At 66.2% G+C, this 20,260-nt stretch carries 22 protein-coding genes and 1 tRNA gene; 11 read left to right on the forward strand and 12 right to left on the reverse strand.

Features of this window, described 5'->3' with window-relative positions:
* Window positions 1–5 precede the first annotated feature (5 nt).
* From DBO33_RS10970 to DBO33_RS42675, 3 genes are all read right to left on the reverse strand, one after another.
* Window positions 6–416, reverse strand: a complete 411-nt coding sequence (locus DBO33_RS10970; protein ID WP_107654932.1) for a hypothetical protein — start codon at window positions 414–416, stop codon at window positions 6–8.
* Window positions 417–599: 183 nt separating this feature from the next.
* Complete coding sequence (locus DBO33_RS10975; RefSeq protein WP_107654933.1) at window positions 600–845, reverse strand: hypothetical protein; 246 nt, start codon at window positions 843–845, stop codon at window positions 600–602.
* A gap of 94 nt (window positions 846–939) precedes the next feature.
* Window positions 940–1,080 carry a hypothetical protein gene (locus tag DBO33_RS42675; protein WP_159080207.1) on the reverse strand — a complete coding sequence of 47 codons (141 nt, stop codon included), beginning with the start codon at window positions 1,078–1,080 and terminating at the stop codon, window positions 940–942.
* A gap of 180 nt (window positions 1,081–1,260) precedes the next feature.
* On the opposite strand from DBO33_RS42675, the gene DBO33_RS10980 reads away from it, so the two are divergent.
* From DBO33_RS10980 to DBO33_RS10995, 4 genes are all read left to right on the forward strand, one after another.
* Entirely contained in the window at window positions 1,261–2,157 is an 897-nt protein-coding gene (locus DBO33_RS10980) for an endonuclease/exonuclease/phosphatase family protein (protein WP_159080208.1), read from the forward strand.
* 78 nt (window positions 2,158–2,235) lie between these two features.
* Window positions 2,236–2,308: transfer RNA gene (locus DBO33_RS10985), tRNA-Asn, on the forward strand.
* A gap of 302 nt (window positions 2,309–2,610) precedes the next feature.
* The gene (locus DBO33_RS42680) at window positions 2,611–3,222 is read left to right on the forward strand and encodes a hypothetical protein (protein WP_159080209.1); all 612 of its coding nucleotides are present in this window, start codon (window positions 2,611–2,613) and stop codon (window positions 3,220–3,222) included.
* Window positions 3,223–3,425: 203 nt separating this feature from the next.
* Complete coding sequence (locus tag DBO33_RS10995; RefSeq protein WP_107654936.1) at window positions 3,426–3,896, forward strand: GntR family transcriptional regulator; 471 nt, start codon at window positions 3,426–3,428, stop codon at window positions 3,894–3,896.
* A gap of 65 nt (window positions 3,897–3,961) precedes the next feature.
* On the opposite strand, the gene DBO33_RS11000 is transcribed toward DBO33_RS10995, so the two are convergent.
* Window positions 3,962–5,080 carry an MFS transporter gene (locus DBO33_RS11000; protein ID WP_107654937.1) on the reverse strand — a complete coding sequence of 373 codons (1,119 nt, stop codon included), beginning with the start codon at window positions 5,078–5,080 and terminating at the stop codon, window positions 3,962–3,964.
* A 115-nt stretch (window positions 5,081–5,195) separates the two neighbouring features.
* Between DBO33_RS11000 and DBO33_RS11005 the strand changes: the two genes are divergently transcribed.
* Window positions 5,196–5,930, forward strand: coding sequence for an AraC family transcriptional regulator (locus tag DBO33_RS11005; RefSeq protein ID WP_107654938.1), 735 nt, complete (start codon window positions 5,196–5,198; stop codon window positions 5,928–5,930).
* A gap of 70 nt (window positions 5,931–6,000) precedes the next feature.
* Here the strand turns inward: DBO33_RS11005 and DBO33_RS11010 are convergent, their stop codons facing one another.
* Window positions 6,001–7,017, reverse strand: a complete 1,017-nt coding sequence (locus DBO33_RS11010; protein ID WP_107654939.1) for a crotonase/enoyl-CoA hydratase family protein — start codon at window positions 7,015–7,017, stop codon at window positions 6,001–6,003.
* An 87-nt stretch (window positions 7,018–7,104) separates the two neighbouring features.
* Here DBO33_RS11010 and DBO33_RS11015 point away from each other — a divergent pair, with 87 nt between their 5' ends.
* The gene (locus DBO33_RS11015; protein WP_107654940.1) at window positions 7,105–8,739 is read left to right on the forward strand and encodes an acyl-CoA dehydrogenase family protein; all 1,635 of its coding nucleotides are present in this window, start codon (window positions 7,105–7,107) and stop codon (window positions 8,737–8,739) included.
* 16 nt (window positions 8,740–8,755) lie between these two features.
* On the opposite strand, the gene DBO33_RS11020 is transcribed toward DBO33_RS11015, so the two are convergent.
* The 3 genes from DBO33_RS11020 to DBO33_RS11030 all read right to left on the reverse strand — a co-directional run bounded on the left by DBO33_RS11020 (window position 8,756) and on the right by DBO33_RS11030 (window position 10,976).
* A complete protein-coding gene (locus tag DBO33_RS11020) occupies window positions 8,756–9,481 on the reverse strand; it encodes a PaaX family transcriptional regulator C-terminal domain-containing protein (RefSeq protein WP_107660160.1) in 726 nt (241 codons plus the stop codon).
* Window positions 9,482–9,648: 167 nt separating this feature from the next.
* Window positions 9,649–9,981 carry a histone-like nucleoid-structuring protein Lsr2 gene (locus DBO33_RS11025; RefSeq protein ID WP_040733052.1) on the reverse strand — a complete coding sequence of 111 codons (333 nt, stop codon included), beginning with the start codon at window positions 9,979–9,981 and terminating at the stop codon, window positions 9,649–9,651.
* A gap of 122 nt (window positions 9,982–10,103) precedes the next feature.
* Complete coding sequence (locus DBO33_RS11030; protein WP_107654941.1) at window positions 10,104–10,976, reverse strand: LysR family transcriptional regulator ArgP; 873 nt, start codon at window positions 10,974–10,976, stop codon at window positions 10,104–10,106.
* 73 nt (window positions 10,977–11,049) lie between these two features.
* Between DBO33_RS11030 and DBO33_RS11035 the strand changes: the two genes are divergently transcribed.
* Both DBO33_RS11035 and mbp1 read left to right on the forward strand, forming a co-directional pair.
* A complete protein-coding gene (locus DBO33_RS11035; RefSeq protein ID WP_107654942.1) occupies window positions 11,050–11,682 on the forward strand; it encodes a LysE/ArgO family amino acid transporter in 633 nt (210 codons plus the stop codon).
* A 214-nt stretch (window positions 11,683–11,896) separates the two neighbouring features.
* Complete coding sequence (mbp1, locus tag DBO33_RS11040; RefSeq protein WP_107654943.1) at window positions 11,897–12,148, forward strand: microaggregate-binding protein 1; 252 nt, start codon at window positions 11,897–11,899, stop codon at window positions 12,146–12,148.
* Between the two features lie 51 nt (window positions 12,149–12,199).
* Here mbp1 and DBO33_RS11045 read toward each other — a convergent pair whose 3' ends face one another.
* The gene (locus DBO33_RS11045; RefSeq protein ID WP_107654944.1) at window positions 12,200–13,228 is read right to left on the reverse strand and encodes an FAD-dependent oxidoreductase; all 1,029 of its coding nucleotides are present in this window, start codon (window positions 13,226–13,228) and stop codon (window positions 12,200–12,202) included.
* Window positions 13,229–13,300: 72 nt separating this feature from the next.
* Entirely contained in the window at window positions 13,301–14,515 is a 1,215-nt protein-coding gene (locus DBO33_RS11050; protein WP_107660161.1) for a lipase family protein, read from the reverse strand.
* 236 nt (window positions 14,516–14,751) lie between these two features.
* On the opposite strand from DBO33_RS11050, the gene DBO33_RS11055 reads away from it, so the two are divergent.
* Entirely contained in the window at window positions 14,752–15,771 is a 1,020-nt protein-coding gene (locus tag DBO33_RS11055; protein WP_234391348.1) for a YdcF family protein, read from the forward strand.
* Here DBO33_RS11055 and DBO33_RS11060 read toward each other — a convergent pair.
* A complete protein-coding gene (locus DBO33_RS11060) occupies window positions 15,759–16,520 on the reverse strand; it encodes a glucose 1-dehydrogenase (RefSeq protein WP_107654946.1) in 762 nt (253 codons plus the stop codon). The two genes, DBO33_RS11055 and DBO33_RS11060, sit on opposite strands and share 13 nt — an antisense overlap.
* Window positions 16,521–16,762: 242 nt before the next feature.
* Between DBO33_RS11060 and DBO33_RS11065 the strand changes: the two genes are divergently transcribed.
* Window positions 16,763–17,659: an alpha/beta fold hydrolase gene (locus tag DBO33_RS11065; RefSeq protein ID WP_107654947.1), complete on the forward strand. Its 897-nt coding sequence runs from the start codon at window positions 16,763–16,765 to the stop codon at window positions 17,657–17,659.
* 54 nt (window positions 17,660–17,713) lie between these two features.
* Here the strand turns inward: DBO33_RS11065 and DBO33_RS11070 are convergent, their stop codons facing one another.
* A complete protein-coding gene (locus tag DBO33_RS11070; RefSeq protein WP_107654948.1) occupies window positions 17,714–19,105 on the reverse strand; it encodes a WS/DGAT/MGAT family O-acyltransferase in 1,392 nt (463 codons plus the stop codon).
* A gap of 250 nt (window positions 19,106–19,355) precedes the next feature.
* Here DBO33_RS11070 and DBO33_RS11075 point away from each other — a divergent pair, with 250 nt between their 5' ends.
* The gene (locus DBO33_RS11075; RefSeq protein ID WP_107654949.1) at window positions 19,356–20,255 is read left to right on the forward strand and encodes a metal-dependent hydrolase; all 900 of its coding nucleotides are present in this window, start codon (window positions 19,356–19,358) and stop codon (window positions 20,253–20,255) included.
* Window positions 20,256–20,260: the final 5 nt, after the last annotated feature.

The following is a 20,260-nucleotide window of genomic DNA, read 5'->3' on the forward strand; positions in this document are numbered from 1 at the left end:
TCTGACTAGGACGCAGTGGTGGTGCCGGTTGGACGGGACTGCGGGGTGCGGGTTCGGATAAGCGCTGTCAAGAAGGCCGCTGTGAAGGCCACATGGATGACCAGGAAGATTCGGGCGAGGTCTCGTGCTTCCCCGGTCACTACGCCGTAGACGTCATTCGCGGCGACTACGCCGAATCCGATGAGATCGGCCATCAGGACGGCGTCGCGCATCTGCGAGGGTCCGGCGTTGCGGCACAACCAGTTCAGGACTGCGATGCCGAGGAACGGTGCGCCGAGCAGGCGCAGCAGTGCGACGAGTTCGGATGACGGGTCCTGCGGGACGGCGTCTACGCCGAAGCGGGTCGGGACGATCAGCAGGGCCATGCCGATGATCAGCAGGTAGATGGCGGCTGCGATCAGGAGGGATCTGAGCATGTGAACGGCTTCCTGTCCGAGCACGGGTTGTATCTGCCGCAGAGTATTTCAGAGCTGATGGCAGGTCGTGGGCAGAGTGCCGTACTACGGTGACCCCTGACCAAGCCAGCGCGGCCGGATCGCACCACGGATCGGCGGACTCACCTCAGCATTGGCGGCGACCGGTCACCCGATCGTGCGTCGTCAACGGCGCAGCTGGTCCTGCGGCACGAGGATGGTGGTGCGCTCGTCCAGCGGCTCCATCGGTTCCAGCCGAGGTTTCGTGCTGAGCTTGTCCGACAGCTTCTGCCTGCCGACGAGTACCAGCTTGCGGGTCACCGGGCTCTCCGAGAGCGCCCGGGTCGCCGCGCTGATCTGCTCGTAGCGAGCCCGCCCGGCCTTGCTGCCGAGTACATACCCGGCCGCCACGCCGATGATCAACCGCAGCATCTCGATGTGCTCCTCCCAGTTGCCTGTTCGCGGCTCTATCCTGCCCGACGGCCGGTGGCCCTGTCGATCCGGCTAGGACTGGGCGGGCAGATGCTCAGGCGGCGAGTTCCTCTCGCTTGGCCCGATGCTCATCGCACAGCTGTCGCTGGCCGCGGCGGATGTGCGCCGGATCCAGCAGTTGTTTGAAGGTCAGATTCTCGCGACGCCAGCAATCGCCGCATGCGAATTCGTTCATGACGGCCACCTCGTTCCTCTGCTCAGCGGGGTTGCCAAGGAGTTCCCAATTCACCACGCGCTCAGCGCTTTGTGTTCATTCTCGCCCCCGATAGCGGCCGTACCGTTACTTCCAGGTGAGAACGGCGGAACGCGAACCGTTTTCATGAACCTTTCATCTGCCGCGTCCATCGTTGCCGGTATGCCGCATGGAACCTTTCGAGACCTCACCCTCGCGTCGGCCGCCGCACTGCTCGCCGCTCTGCTGGTGGCCCCTCGACTGCTGCCCGAGACCGGCGGGTTTCGCCAGCTCGTCAGCAGTTTCCTGCCCTGGCTGATCGTCCCGACGCTGCTGCTCGCCCTTGTCGCCCTCTGCGCGGCCTCCAAGGTGGGCCTCATCGCCGTCACAGCACCGATCCTGGCCTGGACGGTCATCTTCGTCCCCGAACTCGTCGACCGCCCGCACGGCGAGCCGTCCCCCGACGCGTTACGTGTCGCCACCCAGAACCTCGGTGCAAGCGGCACAGCAGACGAATTGACCGACGCCGCAGTGATTTCGGTACAGGAACTCACCGACCGCAACCGAACAGCCGTAGCAGCGGCCCTGGACCCCCACCACCCCCACGTTGCGACCGTCGGCACCATCGGCCTCTGGAGCCGCTATCCCCTGTCCGACGTCGAACGCCTCGACCTAGGCCAAGGCTGGGCCCGCGCCCTACGCGCCACTCTCGAAACCCCCGCCGGCGACGTCACCGTCTACGCCGTCCACCTAGGCTCCATCCGCTTCAACGACACCGCCTCACGCAACCGCACCCTGCGCACCCTCACCGACCTCGTCCACCGCGACCCCGCCGACCGCCTCCTCGTCCTCGGCGACCTCAACACCGCCTCCACCGACCCCCAACTCTCCGCCCTGGCCCTGCACGACGTCCGCACCGGCCTCGGCTTCACCTGGCCCGCCGACTTCCCCCTAACCCGCCCCGACCACATCCTCACCCGCGGCTTCACCCCCCGCGCCGCCACCGTCCGCCACACCCCCGGCAGCGACCACCGCGCCGCCACCGCCACCCTCGACCCCACCCCACATGTCAGCAGGTAGCGACGCGATTTGGGCGGGCGCCCGCCCATACGCTAAAGTTTCTCCTCGGCCCGCCTAGCACAGACGGACCGAGGATAGTCCCCTATAGCTCAATTGGCAGAGCAGCCGACTGTTAATCGGCAGGTTTCTGGTTCGAGTCCAGATGGGGGAGCCTCTACGGCCCCTGACCAGGAGTTACGCACTCCGGTCAGGGGCCGAACTCGTATGGCGATATTTTGGTCAGCCGCCCGTTTGATGGAACCTATGCGCTAGTCGGTCGCCGAGAGCAGGCCGACGTTGTCGCTGCGGTCCGCGGGCACGGCCGTCTCGGCTCGACCTCCGGAGTCTCGAACCAGAAACCTGACGATTAACAGTCCCGGCTGCTCAGTTGAGGCAAGGGATCCGCCGCTGCAGATCATTCGAATCGTCTCCGTTGATCAGGGGATGGAAGACCCCCGCCGTATGTTTGACCGCATGCAGGAATCGGCATTCGTGGCCTGGCGCAATGCGCTTCAACAACTCACCGGGACTGAACGAGACGCTGAATCATGGCGGCACGCCCGTTACCGCTTCGCGCACAAACTCGGCCAAGCGCTGGCGGGGCCCGGAAGTCACGGAGAACCGCCGATGACTGGGCATGTCGTGTACGCGGTGTGGTTGAACTGGGGGTTGCTGTATGTCGGGCAGACCAGCAATGCCGAGCGGCGATTACGCGACCTGTCCGTTGGCGAGAGCCATCATCTGGGCAACACCTTCCCGCCCGAAATCTGGAAACGCGTCGTCGTGATCGCATGGCCGCAGCTTGCCGAAGCCGAGATCCCGATCCGTACATTTGGGCACAACGAAGTAGGTCTTGGATTGGAACATCGCCTTCAAGCAGTACTTCATCCATTAGCCAACGCGTCGCGCAGGACCGTCGAAGGTAACTGGCGGTCCGTGGACTGGGATAAGAGCCGATCAGTAGGTGCCCGCACGGGCAAGGAGATCGATGAACTGTTTGCTGCGGTGCAGAAGATCTGGAGCGATGCGTCGAACTCCTCGCTCTGTCGGGTCGTGCATCCTGCCGATCTGCTCGAGTCCGAGTAGCTGCGAGCCGAAAGGTCGCTGTGCGTAGCGGGTGTGACCGAGAAGCTGAGCCATTCCGACGCATTGTTAGCCACCACTGAACAAGCCGTTCCCCTCGCCGTCAGGAACCGTTGAAACGCAACAGGTTCCATCGGCGACCTCCGCGCGATCCGATTCTCCGCCGTACCCTCGAACGGAGCGACCGCAGATGAAGGGATCGACCGATGGCCGAACCGGCTTACGTCACCATCGCGGACGACTATGCGCGGCGGATCCGGAACAGAACCCTTGCCGGCGGGACGCAGCTGCCGAGTCATGCGGAACTGGCTGAGCGGCATGGGGTGTCGCGGTCGGTGATCCGGCAAGCCATTCAGCTGCTGGCCGCCCGGCAACTCGTGCGCACCGTGCCACGCCGCGGCACCTTCGTAATCGATCAACCGCCCGTAGCCCAACCGGAAAGCCCTGCGGTTGACGACGATGTCGATGAGATTCGCGCCGTGGCGCACCCGATCCGGCGAGCACAACTGGCCGCCAACCTGATCACCCACTACCAACTCCGCATCGCTGAGCTCTCCGGCATCCGCCAGACCGCCATCGAGGACGCTCATGACCACGGCATGAGCATCGCCGACATCGGCGAGCACCTCGGCCTGGCGAACGGCCGGATCGGCGGGCTGCCGCGGCTGGACGGCTAGCGGCCCGTTCGGCATGTACCGCTGATCTCGCGCGGCAAGAATCAGGCCGAGCTCTCGTGAAATTGTCAATCGCGATGGGTGGGTTGGGGGAGGAACAGGGCTAGGCCAACTGCGACGACAGGAACGAAACAAAGAGCAGTCAGGACTGCTTGTGGCCCTTGGTGATCGGCGAGGATGCCCAGCAGCGGCACGAACAGTCCGCCTGCGCTGACCGCTAGGCCGAGGGTGACGCCGGCGGCGGTGCCGGGGCGGTTCGGTAGGTAGTCCTGGCTCAGTTTGACGAGTACCGCGAAGGGGATGTTCACCGTGATGCCGGTGAGCGCGGCGAGGGCGAGGCCCAGCAGCGGGCTCGGCGTCAGACGTAACGCGATGAGTGCGGGAATGGCTGCGATGCTGCCGATTTGGATGGTGCGCAGCGTGCCGATGCGGTCGGCGAGGCGGCCACCCAGTAGTGTGCCGGCCACACCTCCGGCCATGAACGCTGTCAGGGCGGCGCCGCCGAGTGCGCGTGAGCCGCCGAGGGAGTTGATCCAATACAGCGCGAGGAAGGTGCTGAGACCGAAGGAGATGATGGCGCGGACGACGGCGACGGCGGTGAGCAGGAGGAACGGAATCCACCGGTCGTGGCCGACGGTGGCAGTCGGGTCGATCGAGCCGACGGCTTGCCGCAGTTGGTAGCGCCACAGCAGGAAACCCAGCAGAACCGCTGGGGGAATGAAGAATGCGGTGGCGCCGACGCCGTAGGAGACCAGCGCTGGTGTGGCAAGTGCGGGGGCCAAGAAGAATCCGACGCTGCCACCGGCGGCGAACAGACTCATAGCTGACGCGCTGTTGCCAGCGTCCCGGCGAGCGTCCCGGCCCGCCGACGGGTGGAACGCCGCAACGCCGATCCCCGAGAGCAGCAACAAGATCCACACCATGGGGTAGGTCGGTGCCAGCCCGGACAATCCGGCGCCGAGCCCGGCTACTGCCACCCCGGCGGGCGCAAGCCAGAGCAGCCGCCACCGATCGGCGAGCAAGCCGAGCACCGGCTGGGGGAGCGAACTCCCCAACGCCGCGGCTAGAGCGAGACCCGACGCGGCGACATAACTGTAGTTCCGCTCCAGTACGAAGAACGGAATACTCGCGGGCACCAACCCTTGATAGAAGTCGTCGACTGCGTGAGCGATCACCCAGTACCGCATGCGTTTCCATGCAGACCTCACCACCACAACATCTGTGCTCACCATGTCTCCTCCTGTGCCATCCGGCAGCCTATGGACGGCGGGCACCAGCAGGATTCCGATAAACTGCCTGATTATGTCGATCTTCCGCCAGGACACCACGGTGGCGAAGACGTTGACCGGCGGAGCACGCATCCATCGGCACCGGCATGCCGACCATCAGGTGGTCTATCCGAGCTCCGGTGTTGCCGAGGTCCGCACCGACGCGGGCAGCTGGATCGCCCCGGCGGACCGCGCGATCTGGATCCCCGCGGGCAGCTGGCACGAACACCACTTTTACGGCCCGACGCGCTTCCACACGGTGGGCTTTCCGCGTGAGCTGGCCCTCGACTGGACATCCCCGGCGGTGCTCGCGGCACTGCCGCTGGTCCGCGAGCTCATCATCACCTGCTCGACGGCTCAGGACCTGCCCGACGCCGAACTGATCCTGCTGCGCCAGGTCCTGCTCGATCAACTGCGCCGCAGCCCCGAACAGCCGCTGCGGCTGCCTGCCGCACGCGACGAGCGACTCCGAAAGGCGTGCGCGCTGGTCGAATCCGACCTCACCGAGGTGTGGACTCTGGCCGGCCTCGGCCGCCGGGTCGGTGCCGGCGAGCGAACGCTTACTCGCCTGTTCCGCACCGAATTCGCAATGACTTACCCGCAGTGGCGCACTCAGCTGCGCCTGCACCACGCCGTGCAACTACTCGCCGAGCAAGTCCCGGTCACCACAGTGGCGTATCGGTGCGGCTGGTCATCGGCCAGTGCGTTTATCGATGTCTACCGCCGCACTCTCGGCCACACCCCAGGCGCGAGCCGAGACTTGAGGTAAGCATCCGAAAGATGTTGCACTGCAAGCGAGTCCCGAGAGACCCGCTGCGTGCTCACATGCCGAAAGACCACTACTTCTCGAACTGCGCCCGCTTCCAGTCCCCGTACGGCTCGTCCCGCTCACGCACAGCCTCCCGGAAACCCTCAGTGGCCGAACGCAATTGAAAGGAGTAACCCTCACGAGTATGCCGAGAAATCCCGTCGAATACCGTGCTGATCATCCCCGAATTAGCCACGCCCTGGGCAAGCAACGCACTGTTGAGCGCCAACTTCGCCATCATCAGCTGATTGATCGGCATCCGCGCGATCCGTTCGAGCAACGCTTCGGTGCGCTCATCGAGTTCGTCGGCCGGAGCGGATTCGACTGCGAGCCCCCATTCCTCGGCCTGCTTACCGGACAAGCAGTCACCGGTGAACAGCAGCCGCTTGGCGCGCTGATCCCCGAGTCGGTGCGCCCACATCCCCGCAGCCGGAATGCCCCAAACCCGGGTAGGCGGATACCCGATCTTGGTGTCATCGGCACAAATGATCTGGTCGGCATAGAGCGCGATATCGGTACCGCCCGCGACGGCGAAGCCATGCAGTTTGGCGACGGTCGGCTTGTTGGCGTGCAGCAGACTGGCGAAGCCGCGGTTGAATCGGCTCATCATCGCGTAGTCGACCATGGGATCCCAAGTGCCCCAGGGATTGTGGTTGCGCGCCTGGACCATCGGATCCAGCACGGTTCCGGCGGTGGAGTCCGCGTCGTCGCCCTGGAATCCGCTCTCCGCGAAGAGCGATAGGTCGTATCCGCCACAGAAACCCTTGCCGCGCCCGGAAATCACCATCACATGGACCCGCGGGTCGAGGTCGGCGCGTTCGACCGCGTGCGCGAGCTCGATCGGGGTGTCGGAGGTGATGGCGTTGCCGTGCTCGGGCCGGTTGAAGGTTATCCGCGCGATCCGGCCGGTGACCTCGTAGGTGAGGGTGCGATAGCTGACGTCGGTGGGCGGCAGCTCGCGACCGGCCCATGGCGAATCGGGGGCCTCGGTGAGTCCCTCGTACCAGGCGGCCGGACGGGTCCCGGAATGATTCTCGAATTCTGACAAGAGGGTTTCCTGACTACATCGGCGCGAACAACTTCCCTTGATATTACATACTTGTGTCAATTGACGGAACACTGTAATACTGATTTCATGCCCACCCACGCGGTAACGAACCAAGTTCCTCCGCTCGTCGATTACGACGCCGCCGAGCAGCCGGTGCTGCTCGAGGCGCTGCACCGCGCGGGCGCCGAGCACGCGCTCGACGAGCTGCACGAGATCGGACGGCTGGCGGGCAGCGCCGAAGCCCTCGAGCTCGGTGACCTCGCCGAGACACACCAACCGGTACTGAAGACACACGATCGTTATGGCAACCGCGTCGACGAGGTCGTCTACGACCCGAGTTATCACCGATTGATGACCTACGCGGTCGGCTTCGGGTTGCACGGCGCGGTATGGGCAGACAGCCGACCGAATCCGCATTTGACCCGTGCTGCGAAATTGAGCGTGTGGGGCCCGGTCGACGCCGGGCACGGCTGCCCGATCTCGATGACCTACGCCGTGGTCCCGGCTTTGCGCGCAGCTCCCGAACTGGCCGCTCAGTACGAACCTTTGCTGTGCGCAAAGGAATACGACCCGGTCTTACGTGCGCCGCTGTCCAAGCGCGGGCTGATCGCCGGAATGTCGATGACGGAAAAGCAAGGCGGCTCGGACGTTCGGGCGAATACCACCGCCGCCACCCGGATGTCGGACGGCACCTACCGGATCACCGGTCACAAGTGGTTCACCTCCGCGCCGATGTCCGATGTGTTCCTGGTGCTCGCGCAGGCGCCGGGCGGGCTGTCCTGCTTCTTCGTCCCGCGCGTGCTGCCCGACGGCACCCGCAATACCTTTGCGCTGCAACGGCTCAAGGACAAGCTGGGCAACCACTCCAACGCCAGCAGCGAGGTCGAATACGACAACACCGTCGGCTGGCTGGTCGGCGACGAGGGCCGGGGTGTGCCGACGATCATCGAGATGGTCAACCTGACCCGCCTGGACTGCACCATCGGCACCGCCACCGCGATGCGCACCGGGGTCGCCGCGGCCGCGCACCATGCCGCGCACCGCAGCGCGTTCGGCGCGACGCTGGCCGATCAACCGCTGATGCGTAATGTGCTGGCCGATCTCGCGATCGAGGCGGAGGCGGCGACCACGGTCGCGCTGTGGCTGGCCGACCTCACCGATCGCGCGACGGCCGGCGAGGACGGCGCCGACCAGTTGCGCCGGATCTCGTTGGCGGTGAGCAAATACTATGTGTGCAAACGTGGCCCGATCCACGCCGCCGAAGCGCTGGAATGCCTGGGCGGCAACGGATATGTCGAAGAATCGCGGATGCCGCGGTTGTATCGGGAAGCCCCGTTGATGTCCGTCTGGGAAGGGTCGGGCAATGTCGCGGCACTCGACACTCTGCGTGCGATGGCCAAACAACCGGAAACCCTCGGCGCCTATTTCGACGAGGTCAAACGCGCGGCGGGCGCCGATGCGCACCTCGACGCCGCAATCACCCGGCTGGAGGGGCAATTCGGCGACTTCCACACCATCCAGCATCGCGCCCGCCGCATCGTCGGCGATATGGCGCAGGTACTGCAGGCGTCACTGCTTGTTCGCTTCGGTCATCCGGCCGTCGCGGATGCCTTCACCGTCAGCAGGCTCGGCGGTGAGCACGGCGATGTTTTCGGTACCTTGCCGACCGGTATCGACAGCGCGGCGATCATTCAGCGCGCCACGCCCAAGACGAGCCGCTGAAACCGGCCGCGAGTTTTCAAGCGTCCGATGTGACGAGCAGGTGTTCGGCGAATGCCATGAATTCGGTACGGAACGCCGCGTATTCGGCGCGCAGCGCCAACCCGGGCCAGTCGGCGGGGAGCAGCGGATCGGGCAGCAAGGGATCATCGAGAATATGCCGCACCGCCGCTGCCGCCACCTCGAACCGCTCGCGCAGCGACGACGAACTAGCGAACTCGCCCAGCAACCGCTGCGCGTCCTGCGCCCAAAGCCGTGGCGCGAAAAGGGTTTCCGCCAGCACGACCGGCGAATCCTCGGGCGCCGCTGTGAACACCGAAACCCGCCTGCCTGCCTCCGGCCCGAGAACGATCTCGATGTTCGCGGGCCGGGTCCACACACCTTCGCGTAATTCGCCGAGTTTGCGGGCGCGCATGGTATCTCGGAACGCGGTCCGCGCGGGCGCGTCGTCACCGACGGCCGTCACCACCGCCAGATACCATTCGCCGTCCCAAGCTTTCACGACGGGACTCACCGCCGCGTCCTGCCTGCGCTGGCGCTCGATCAAGCGATCCGAGAGCCGATATATGCCGTTCGCGCGTTCCAGATCACCCATGGCAACCATCCGGGTCAGCGCGACCCGCACGGCCGATTGCTGCAGGCCCAGTTCCTCGGCCACCGAAACGATCCAGCTGACCGGGGCTTCCGCCGGATGCGCGCCGAGCAACGCACTCAGAATCGCCGACCGAGCGGTCAGCTTTCGCATGCGCTTCGCCACACACCCCGTCCTCTCCGCGTCACGCTCGGCCGAACTCCGGCCGACGAACCCGAAATTCTACCGACGCGAGTGCCGGGACCGCCGTGCGACATCGCCGCCGGAACTCCCTTGAACTGGCGATGTGCTCCGGCCGAGGTCCGATTCCTCCGGTTTCGCTAGTTCGCGTTGTTATATGCCGCGACAATGTCGGCGGGGATCCGGCCGCGGGTCGATACGTTGTGCCCGTTCTTCCTGGCCCATTCCCGGATCGCCGCTGTTTGCTCGCGATCGGTCGCGGAAGTCGCTTTACCGCTGCCTTTGCGCTTCGCCCGTCCGGTCTTGCGCGCTTTTTCCGCCCAGGGCTCCAGGGTCACCCGCAGCTTGCCCGCGTTCTTGGTGGACAGATCGATCTCGTAGGCCACGCCATCGATCGAAAATTGAACTGTTTCATTCGCTTTCGACTTGCCGTCGTAGTCGTCGACCAGGGTGACGGTGACTTTCTTGGCCATGGGATGCGTCCTTTGCGTAGTCACGAGTAATTGCTCGAAATACTAATACCGTATCGCATCGAACTCGGCGAGGAGAAAAGTACTGTGCCGCACAACTGCACGATCATCGCCGGGTGCGCTACTCAGCGCAGCGATTCCGCCGCTGTCGCGGCTATCGAAGCGGCCACCGCGCTCAATGCCGGTGAGTCGAGCCGCCATTGCTGCCAGTACAGCGGGACATCGATGAATGCCGCGCCATCGATGGGCACCAGCTCGGTGGTAGGAAAATTGCGGGATTGCAGGTCCGGCAACATGCCCCAGCCCAATCCGAGCCGGACCGCCGCCAGGAAACCGGCCGAAGACGGAACGTAATGCCGCGGCGGATCGAGGGGTTGACGGCTGCGGCGGCGCAGGTGCCGGTCTTGCAGATCGTCTTTGCGATCGAATAGCACCACCGGTGCCGTCGCATAAGCCTTGGCGGTCGCGCCGTCGCCGAACCAGGTGCGCGCGAAGCGCGGTTCGGCCATCGGCCGGTAGCGCATCGCGCCGAGCCGTTCGACTTTGCAGCCCTGCACCGGTGCGGCGGTGGCGGTGATCGCCGCCATGACCGTGCCGTCACGGAGCAGCCGGGTGGTGTGTTCCTCGTCCTCGCGGTGGATGTCGAAACAGACGCCGGTCGGCGCGGCGGCCAGCGCGGGCAGCACCCAGGTTTCCAGTGAATCGGCATTGACCGCGATGGGCAGCCGGGCCGGCCGGTGCGCCTCGCCGAGTTCGCGGGCGGTGTCGACGGCGAGCAACTCGATCTGCCTGGCCAGCCGCAGCACCGCGAGCCCGGATTCGGTGGCGCGCACCGGTTTTGTGCGCTGTAGCAAGACACGGCCCGCCGCGTCCTCCAGCGCCTTGATTCGTTGGCTGATCGCGGACGGCGTGATCCGCAAGCTCTTCGCCGCGGCGTCGAAGGTGCCCTCGGTGACCGCCGCGTTCAACGCGCGGAGCTGATCCAACTGGAGATCCATGTTAAGGAATCGTAATGGTAGTGCAGAAACTTTAGTTTGCCTGGAGATAATGTGCTGCTTAGCGTCGATGAATATGAACGTTTCCTCGGCGGCCGTGGCGGCCCTTTCCGGTCTCGGCGTCGGACTCTCGCTGATCGTGGCCATCGGTGCGCAGAACGCGTTCGTGCTGCGCCAAGGCGTGCGCAGGCAGCACGTCTTCGCGGTGGTCGTGGTGTGCGCGCTGTCGGACGTCGTGCTGATCGCCGCGGGCGTCGCCGGATTCGGCGCGGTCGTGCACTCGGTGCCCGGGGTGCTCACGGTGGTTCGCTATGCGGGCGCCGTGTTCCTGCTCGGTTACGCCGCCCTCGCGGCCCGCCGGGCATTCGGGTCGGCGACGCTCGCCGCCGGATCGACCGGTGGGACGGTCGCTCTGGGTGCCACCGTCGCCACCTGTCTCGCCCTGACCTGGCTGAACCCGCACGTCTATCTGGACACTGTGGTGCTGCTGGGTTCCATTGCGAGTACCTACGCCGCCCCCGACCGATGGTTCCTCGGTGCGGGCGCGATGCTCGGCAGCATCGTCTGGTTCACCGCCCTGGGTTACGGCGCTCGTCTGCTCGGCCCGCTGTTCGCGCGTCCGGTCGCCTGGCGCGTGCTGGATTCCGTCATCGCCGTGGTGATGACGCTGCTGGCGGCAGGGCTGGTGCTGGCCGGGCCGTCGGCGTGACGTCGACCTTCGGGCGAACGAAATCCGGCGTGTCGCAGCCGAAACCCGAATGTTGCCGGCACGCGGCTTACGAGTGTTGTTCAGCGGCAACCCGGTTGGCTACCGCGTCGGCGTGACGCGAGACACAGCCCGCACCGTGTCCGTAACCGATTGGAGCCGAGAGGGCCGGGTATGCGGCGAATGACCGCCCACACCCCTAGTTGGAGGAGTAGTCATGACCAAGCACGACAGCGGACCGCGCGAGGCCGTCGAGGGCGTCGTCGAAGATGTCAAGGGCAAGGCCAAGGAAGCCGCGGGCATCGTTACCGGGAACGAAGGCCTGAAGAGCGAGGGCCGCGCCCAGCAGGATAAGGCCGAGTCCGAGCGTGAGGCCGCCAAGAAGGAAGCCGAGGCCGAGAAGGCCCGCGCCGAGGCCAACCTCGATGAGGCTCGGCAGAGCGCTTACGAGGGTGGCAAGGATTCCTAGTCGCAACGTTTCTTCGGCGGCGTGGGGACGGCCTATTCCCACGCCGCCGATTTATGTTGCGCTGCGGAACATTTGAGCGGCTGCGGCCCGCTCGGTGAGAATTTCTCGCCGACGCTCGGCCATGGCCGCGGCGGGTGAACGGCCACCGATGATGGCTTCGGCGAGTGCCGCCGCATCCTCGATGGCGTCGCGGGCGCCCACGCCCGCAGCCGGTGTGATCGCGTGGTCGGCATCGCCGCACAGGATCACCGGGGCCTGGGGTGCCCGCGCGTCGGCAAGCGGCACGGTGCGCGCATTGGAGACATGCACGGTGCCTGTGGCAGCCAGCATGGCTTCGACAAGTTCGGGAATCGCGGTGCTGCCGACCAGAATTGGTTCCGTCCACCGGTCGATCGGCTGAGACCCTACCTCGGCTACGGGGAGCGGTGCCCGGGTGAGGCGAGTGAACCACAGCGATACCTCGCTGTTCCAGAAGTGCCCGAAGGTACTGACGGGCCTGCCTTCGTCGTCCAGGCGACGGTGGAAGTGCAGCACGGACGGTTCGGTGCTCGGCTGGATCGGCCGGTCGGTGATGCCGTAAACGACGATCTGACCGGCATATTCGGCCGCGCGCTCGGGTTCGAGGCGCTGGCGCGCGAGCGAATCGATGCCGTCGGCGGCGATGATCACGTCATCGGACGGCAATAAATTCTTTCCGCTGAGCAGTGTCCCGTCGGCACTGTCCAGCTCGGTGACGGGAGTGTCGTAGTGGATGGCAGCCGTTGTGGCAGCGGCGAATTCGGTCAGTACTCGCATGAGGTCGGCGCGCAGGTACATCCGGCGACCGGCGCCGGCGCCGCCGCGCACCACCCTGGCCCGATCGGCCGCGCGCAGCTCGGCCAGCGGAGGAGACGCCGCATGCAGCCGGTCGACGTCGACGCCCAACCGCGCCAGGGCGGTATGTGCCCGAGCATCCAGTGCCAGAAAGGCTCCCGCACCGACGGCCGGTTGGCTTTCGTACACCGTGACGGGGTGGTTCGCGCGTGCCAGCGCGCCGGCCAGCAACGTGCCCGCGATGCCACCGCCGATGATCGTGACCATGCACCCACCTTAGGTCGCCCGATCCGGGTGCGGCGCAGTCTCGTACCCGGATCGAGCGAGCCGGCCAGGCGATCAGCAGTCGGTAGGCGCCGGTACGCCGCGCAACCGTTCGTCGAGCCACGCCATCGCAGCCGGTGCGCCGAGCACCGCGGTGGTCAGATGGTCCGGGCTCGGAATCAGCTCCGATTCGACCCGCACTCCCGCCGCACAGTACCGCCGCACCGTATTGTCGATCGACGCCACCGGAATCAGCACGTCCTCCCGCGAACGCCATTGGTAGATAGGCATTTTCGGCACACCCTCGTAGAGCTCCAGACTGTTCTCCTCGAGCACGGCTCGGGCGCTCGGATCCTCGGCCAGCGAGGTGGAGCTGGCCACGTCGAGGACGCTGCGGCCGGCCCCGGCCGCCAGGATTTCGTTGGTGCAGCCGTTGGCGATCTGGTCGCGGATCGCCAGGCCCGCAGCGTTCAGGCTGTCGCTGATCGGCAGTCGCGTCGGGTACTCCCGCTCCAGTCCGATGGCCGCGGCGAAGGCCAGCCCGAACGCCGGATGCCTGGAGTAGCCCAGGCCCTCGGTCATTTTCACCAGGTTCATCGGAACGCCACCCTCGGCCGCGCCGACGATCTCGAGTTCCGGGGCGTAGGTCGGCGCGAGCGCGGCCGCCCAGCCCGTCGCCATGCCGCCGCCGGAATAGCCGAACATCGCCACCGGGCTCTCGGCGACACCGAGTTCGGCGACCTGACGGGCCGCCCGGATGCCGTCCAGCGTGATCATTCCGCCCAGCTGGGCCGCCCCGTAGGCGCTGGTCGGCCCGAGATGGTCGGGCAGCGCCACCGACCAGCCGCGCAGCAGCACCGCGTTGAGGGCGGGCGCCTCGCGCACGGCGAGATTCGGATCGGCCGTGTAGAGCACCCGCGAGACAGCGCACTGGGCGCCGAGGCCGTTGATGATGTGCTGATAGGACAGCAGCGGCGCGCCCAGCACATGGTCGGGCGGGGTCAGCACGGTAGTGGTGGCCGCGATCGGGTGGCCCGCCGAATTGGTGGACCGGAACTTGACCATCGTGACAGTGGTGCCGGGAAAGCCGATCAACGGTGGCATCGGGCGCACACCGAGCACGTCGCCGGGTTTCGTGCGATCCAGGTCTGCGGGTGCGGCGTAGAAGGGATCCGGGTCCGGCACCGGGTAGATCGGTTGTGCCGCAGCGGTACCCGGCACGACGGCCACGTGGGCCACCGAAATCAACAGGGCGGCAACGGCGAGCGCGGGGCGGATGTGTGCAAGCATGGCGATGAGCGACTCCCATTCATCACGACATTCACGGGGATTGTTGGGCATGTGGAAAGTCGAATAATCCGAAATTCAGCCGTGAATAATCGCCCGGCCGGTGTTCGGACGAGCGACACGATATGGGAAAAAGGGAAAGGCGAGCGGGAGCCGCGCCGTGCGGGCTGGCCGACCCCGGGCCGGGCGTCCCGGCAGCGCCGCACGGTTGCCGGTCGGCCGGTTACGGTGGCCTGGTGATGCTGCTCGTGGTCGGCCTCGGTCTGTTGGGTGTGTTCTTACTGCGGTTCCGCAGCGATCGTCGGCGGCTGAGCAACGGCGTGTTTCTGCTGCTCGGGCTGGCCTTCGCCGGTGTGTGGCTGATCGGCTCCGGCGCCAAGGGTGACCTGCCGGTGGTGCTGGCCGGCCTGCTCCTGCTGTTGTCGCCGCTGCTCGTGCTGGTGCTCGCCGGTTTGCTGATGGTCAACGGCGGCCAGATGGTTCGCCGGGAAGGATTGCGTATCGCGAATCTGCTCCCGCTCGGACTCGGCGTCGCTCTGCTCGTGCCCTATGTGTGGCTCGCGGTGGCCATTTTCACCGGCGATATCTGGGTGGTCGTGATTTTGGCGTCGGTGACCATGGCGGTGAGCTACATCGGATTCCTGTTCGCCAGTTTCCTGCTGTATTCGCTGTTTTACGGGGCATTGCCCTACCGGCCCGGCATGGACGCGATCGTGGTGCACGGCTCCGGCCTGGTCGGCGCGCGGGTGCCGCCGCTGCTCGCCAGCCGCCTGGATCGGGCCATCGAGGTGTACCGCGCCGAGCTCGCGGCAGGCCGCAGGCCACTGCTGATCACCAGTGGCGGTAAGGGGTCCGACGAGTCCGTGTCGGAGGCCTCGGCGATGGCGAGCTACCTCGTCGACAACGGGGTGCCCGCCGACGCCGTTGTGCAGGAGGACCGTTCGACGACCACGCGGGAAAACCTGCTCTTCACCAAGCGGCTACTGGGCGAGCGCGGCGCATCCACCCGAATGGTGCTGGTGACCAGCAACTTTCACATCCTGCGCACGGCGATCCTGGCTCGCCGCCTCGAGCTCGACGCCGAGGTGACCGGTTCGCGGACGGCGTTCTACTACCTGCCCTCGGCGATTCTGCGCGAGTTCGCCGCGATCGTCGTGGCCTACAAGTGGGTCAATGTGCTCACCTGTGCCGCGCTGATGGCGCTGCCGGTGCTCGCGCTACTGCTCACCCGCGATATGCCGCACCACTACGGGGACTGAGGCAGGTCGTCGAACGGCTTGTGCGGAATACCGACGGTGAGCCCGCCATCGATGACGAATTCGGCGCCGGTCGAGTAGGAGGATTCGTCGCTGGCCAGGAAGGGGATCAGCGCGGCGACCTCGGACGGGTCGGCGGCGCGGCCCATCGGGATCTGCAGGAACTCCGCGGGGATGCCCTCGGTCATCGGCGTGGTGATCAAGCCGGGATGTACCGAGTTGACCCGAATATTGTGCTGCGCCAACTCGAGTGCCGTCGACTTGGTGAGGCCGCGGACGGCGAATTTGGTCGCCACGTAGCCGTGCAGGCCGATGCTGCCGCGCATGCCTTCGACGGAGGAGATATTGATGATCGAGCCGCCGCCCGCCTCGATCATGGCGGGGGTGGCGGCCTGCATACCGAGAAAGGTGCCGGTGAGGTTGATGTCGATGATTCGCTGCCATTCGGCCAGCTCGAAGTCGACGAGTAGGTTGCCGTTGGCGATGCCCGCGTTGTTCACCAGGACGTTGAGCGAGCCGAACCGCTGCACCGTCTCGGCGACCGCGCCCTGCCAGTCGCCCGGTTCGCGCACGTCGAGGTGCACGTAGGCGGCGGCGTCGCCCAATTCCTTGGCGACCGCGGCGCCTTCGTCGTCGAGCACGTCGCCCAGGACCACGCGGGCGTCCTCGGCCACCATGGCCTTGGCGTGCGCGGCGCCCATGCCGCGGGCGCCGCCGCTGATCAACGCCACTTTGCCGGTCAACCGCCCCATCGCGGCACCTCCGTCTCTCGTTCGTCCACGCCCAACGTACTAGAACAAGTTGCAGAAGTGCGCCGGATCGGGTGCTGGTCTCGCGTCCGATCGTGCCACATCGCGGCGCGGATCGGGGAAATGTGTTGCGAGCCTGGGTATTCGGGCCGGACTAGCCCAGGTAGCCCGCCGTCCTGCCGCGGCTGTGGCATCATCGTGTAGAACACGTTCTAATTCTGTCCGCGATCCGCGGGAGGCGCACGATGACGAACTCACGATCCGCAGCGGCGCTGCGCCGGTTCGCCAGGCGGGTACCCGACATCGCCGAGGTCCCCGGCGGGCGACTGGTCGAATTGCCGGGACGCGGCCGCACCTACGTGGTCGACATAGCCGGACCGGCGGGTGCGCCCACGCTGGTCCTGCTGCACGGCACCGGCTGCACCGCCTATCTGAACTGGTTTCCGGCGCTGGCCGCACTGGCCGAGCGGTACCGGGTGATCCTGTTCGACCAGCGCTGGCACGGCCGGGGGATCCGCTCCGAGCGGTTCTCGGTGGACGACTGCGCCGACGACGTCGCCGCCGTGCTCGACGCGCTCGACGTGCCACAGGCGATATGCGCGGGCTACTCGCTGGGTGGTGTGGTGAGTCTGGCTGCTGCACATCGGCATCCGGATCGAGTGAGTGGATTGGTGCTGTGCGCCACCCCGTATCGGTTCCAGGAGAAGTGGCGGGAGCGCGCCTTTCATCAGGCGTTCGGTGTGTTCGCCGCGGCGTTCGGGCCGTATTCGTTCCGGCGGATCGAGCAATTCGCCGGTCGGCTACCCGAGCTGCCCGAAATCGCCTGGGCGCCGGGCAGATTGGACCGCTGGGCGCTCACCGAATTGCGCAGTACCAGCGGCTGGGCGATCACCCAGGTGATCGGCGAGGTCGGACGGTTCGATGCGACCGAGTGGTTGCCGACGCTGAAAATGCCTACCGCGGTGGTCATCACCACGCGGGACCGGGCCATTCCGGTCTATCGGCAGTTGGAGATGGCGACCATGATCCCCGGGGCGAGCATTCATCTGATCAAGGCGGGGCACACGGCCTGTGTGCTGGAGGCCGAACTGTTCGTGCCCGCGTTGCTCGAAGCCTGCGGGGCGGTCGCCGCACGATTGTGAGGACGCGCCCGGCTCCTGTTCGGCGGCGATGACGAACAGGCGCCTAGTTGCTGGTCATCCCAGTTTTCGAGCGGCGGCGAGCAATTCGGCGACCACATCGGGGACCGCGTCGGCGAGCTCGGCGATATCGGGCACCAGCTCTTTGCAGGCGATGAAGCCGAAGTCCAGATCGTCGTTGTTCGATATCACCGTCACCGTGAGCCCGGCGCCGTGAAAGACCGGGCCGAACGGATACATCCCGTCCACCCGCACGCCGAGAAAGTAGAGCGGCATCGGCGGGCCCGGCACATTCGACACCACCAGGTTGTGCACCACCGGATGGTGCTCGGCCAGCTTCAGCGAGGAGTACACCCGCGCGGCGAGCTGAAAGGTGTTCGGCGGCGCGTACTTCGACCAGTCCTGGAGGAAGTCGGCGCCGATGAGGTCGTGTTCCGCCTTGGCGCTGCGGTTGTCCTCGGCCACTTGTCGCAGCCGTTGCACCGGGTCCGCGATGTCGGTGCCGAGGCGGGCGAACAGCGTGGACACCTTGTTGATACCCGCGGTGTGCCGCGAGGATTCGTGCACCGAGACCGGCACCGAGGCGACCAGTGAGCGGTCCGGCAGTTCGTCGTGCTTCTCCAGGTAGGTCCGCAGCACGCCCGCGACGATGGTCAGCACCACGTCGTTGATCTTCACCCCGAAGGCGGACTTGATCTCCTTGATGTCGCCCAGTTCCGCCTCGGTGAACGCGACCGCGCGATGCGGGGTGATGGCCAGGTTGAACGGCGTGCGCGGCGCGGAGAACGGTAACGCCATGCCCGCCTTGTCCTTCCGGCGGCGTTGCGCGAAACCGGCGACCATGCCGAGAGTTTTCGGCACCATGCCAACGATGCCCGCCTTAGTCGGGAACTTGACCACTGCCTTGGCCAGCAGTTGCCAATCGTTGGGGCTCGGTTCCGGTCGCCACTCCTCGGCGGGCGGCGTCTTGGCCGCATCCGGTGCCAGATCGCACAGGTGCATCATCATGTTCGTGCCGGTGATGCCGTCCACCGCGGCGTGATGGTATTTGCAGATCACCGCGACCTTGCCGTCGTCGAGGCCCTCCACCACCGACATCTCCCAGAGCGGGCGGTCACGGTCCATCGGCCGGCTGGCGATGTCGCCGACCAACTCGGCCAGCTCACGCCGGCCCGCGGGCGCGGCGATGCCGATGCGCCGGATGTGATAGTCCAGGTCGAAGTTCTGATCCTCGACCCAGACCGGGTGATCGAGATTGAACGGCACCTCGTAGACGCGGCGGCGCATCTGCGGAATGAGGGGCAGGCGCCTGCCTAGTTCGGCTTTGAATTTCTCGAAGGAATAGCCCCCTGAGCTGGGATCGAGGATCAGCAGCGCGCACACGTGCAGGTGCTGGGTCCCGGTTTCCAAGTACAGAAAGCTGGCATCCAATCCGGTTAGTCGTTCCATAGCGGAAGACTACTAGAACGCGTTCTAGTTTTGGCCGGAACGGGAGCGAGGTGACTCACAGTGCGGGGCTCTATTGTCAAGGGGGGTGGCGGTATTGGCGGGGTGGGTCCAGTCCGCGGCATGTCCGGATCCGAATGCCCTTCGAGGCGGCTGCAAATCTTCGTGTAACCCGTGGTTGCACGTATGTGTATGATGTTTGCTACAGCCATGCAGGAAGGCGCGCGACGACGCGGTCGTGAGAGGAGTACCGATGAAGCTACTTCGGCGGGGCCGACGGCCGGACACTGATCCGGGCGAGGTAGCACTGCACGCACGCAATGTGCAGTTCCAGTGGGCCGATACGCCGCTGCACTGGATGCCTGCCGAGCCGATCGCCTCGCACCTGATCAACTCGCTGAATCTGCTGCTGCCCGAGGGCGAGCGCATGTTCTGCGCCGCCTACACCGAGGCGCTGCCGTTCGTGAAAGACGACAAGCTGCGCGAGGCCATGCTCGGCTTCATCGGCCAGGAGTCCATGCACGCCGAGACACACGACAAGGTGCTCAACGAGGTGCTCGCCGCGCACGGCATCGACCCGGAACCCTATGTGCGCCAAGCCGAGTACCTGTTCCGCAAGACGCTCGGCCCGAAGGCCGCCGACGGCGTCGCACAGCGCCAGGTGATGGTGGAGCGGCTGGCGTTCATCGCCTGTCTGGAGCATTTCTTCGCCTACCTCGGCGACTGGGTGCTCAACGCCGACCTGGAGAAGTTCGGCGCCGACCCGCGGATCGCCGATCTGTTCCGCTGGCACGGCGCCGAGGAGGTCGAACACCGGCACGTCGCGCACGATGTCGCGGTCTACTTCGGCGCGGGTTATGTGCGGCGCGCGGCGATCATGACGCTCGTCTTCCCGATCTTCATCACGCTGGTGGTGCGCGGCACCAAATTCATGGTGCACCAAGACCCTTCGCTGCCCGACCTCGGCTACCCGCGGCTGATCAAGCGGGTGTTCGGCGCGATGTGGCGTGGGGCGCTGCCCGGCGTGCCGTCGCTGCTGTGGAGTGCGCTGTCGACCTTCAAGCCCGGCTACGACCCGGAGACGGTCGGTTCCACCGCGCAGGCGGTGGCATACCTGGCGAAATCGCCTGCCGCGCAGGCGATCGCGTCGTGATGGAA

The sequence above is a fragment of the Nocardia suismassiliense genome (genome assembly GCF_900269665.1).
GTDB lineage: Bacteria > Actinomycetota > Actinomycetes > Mycobacteriales > Mycobacteriaceae > Nocardia > Nocardia suismassiliense.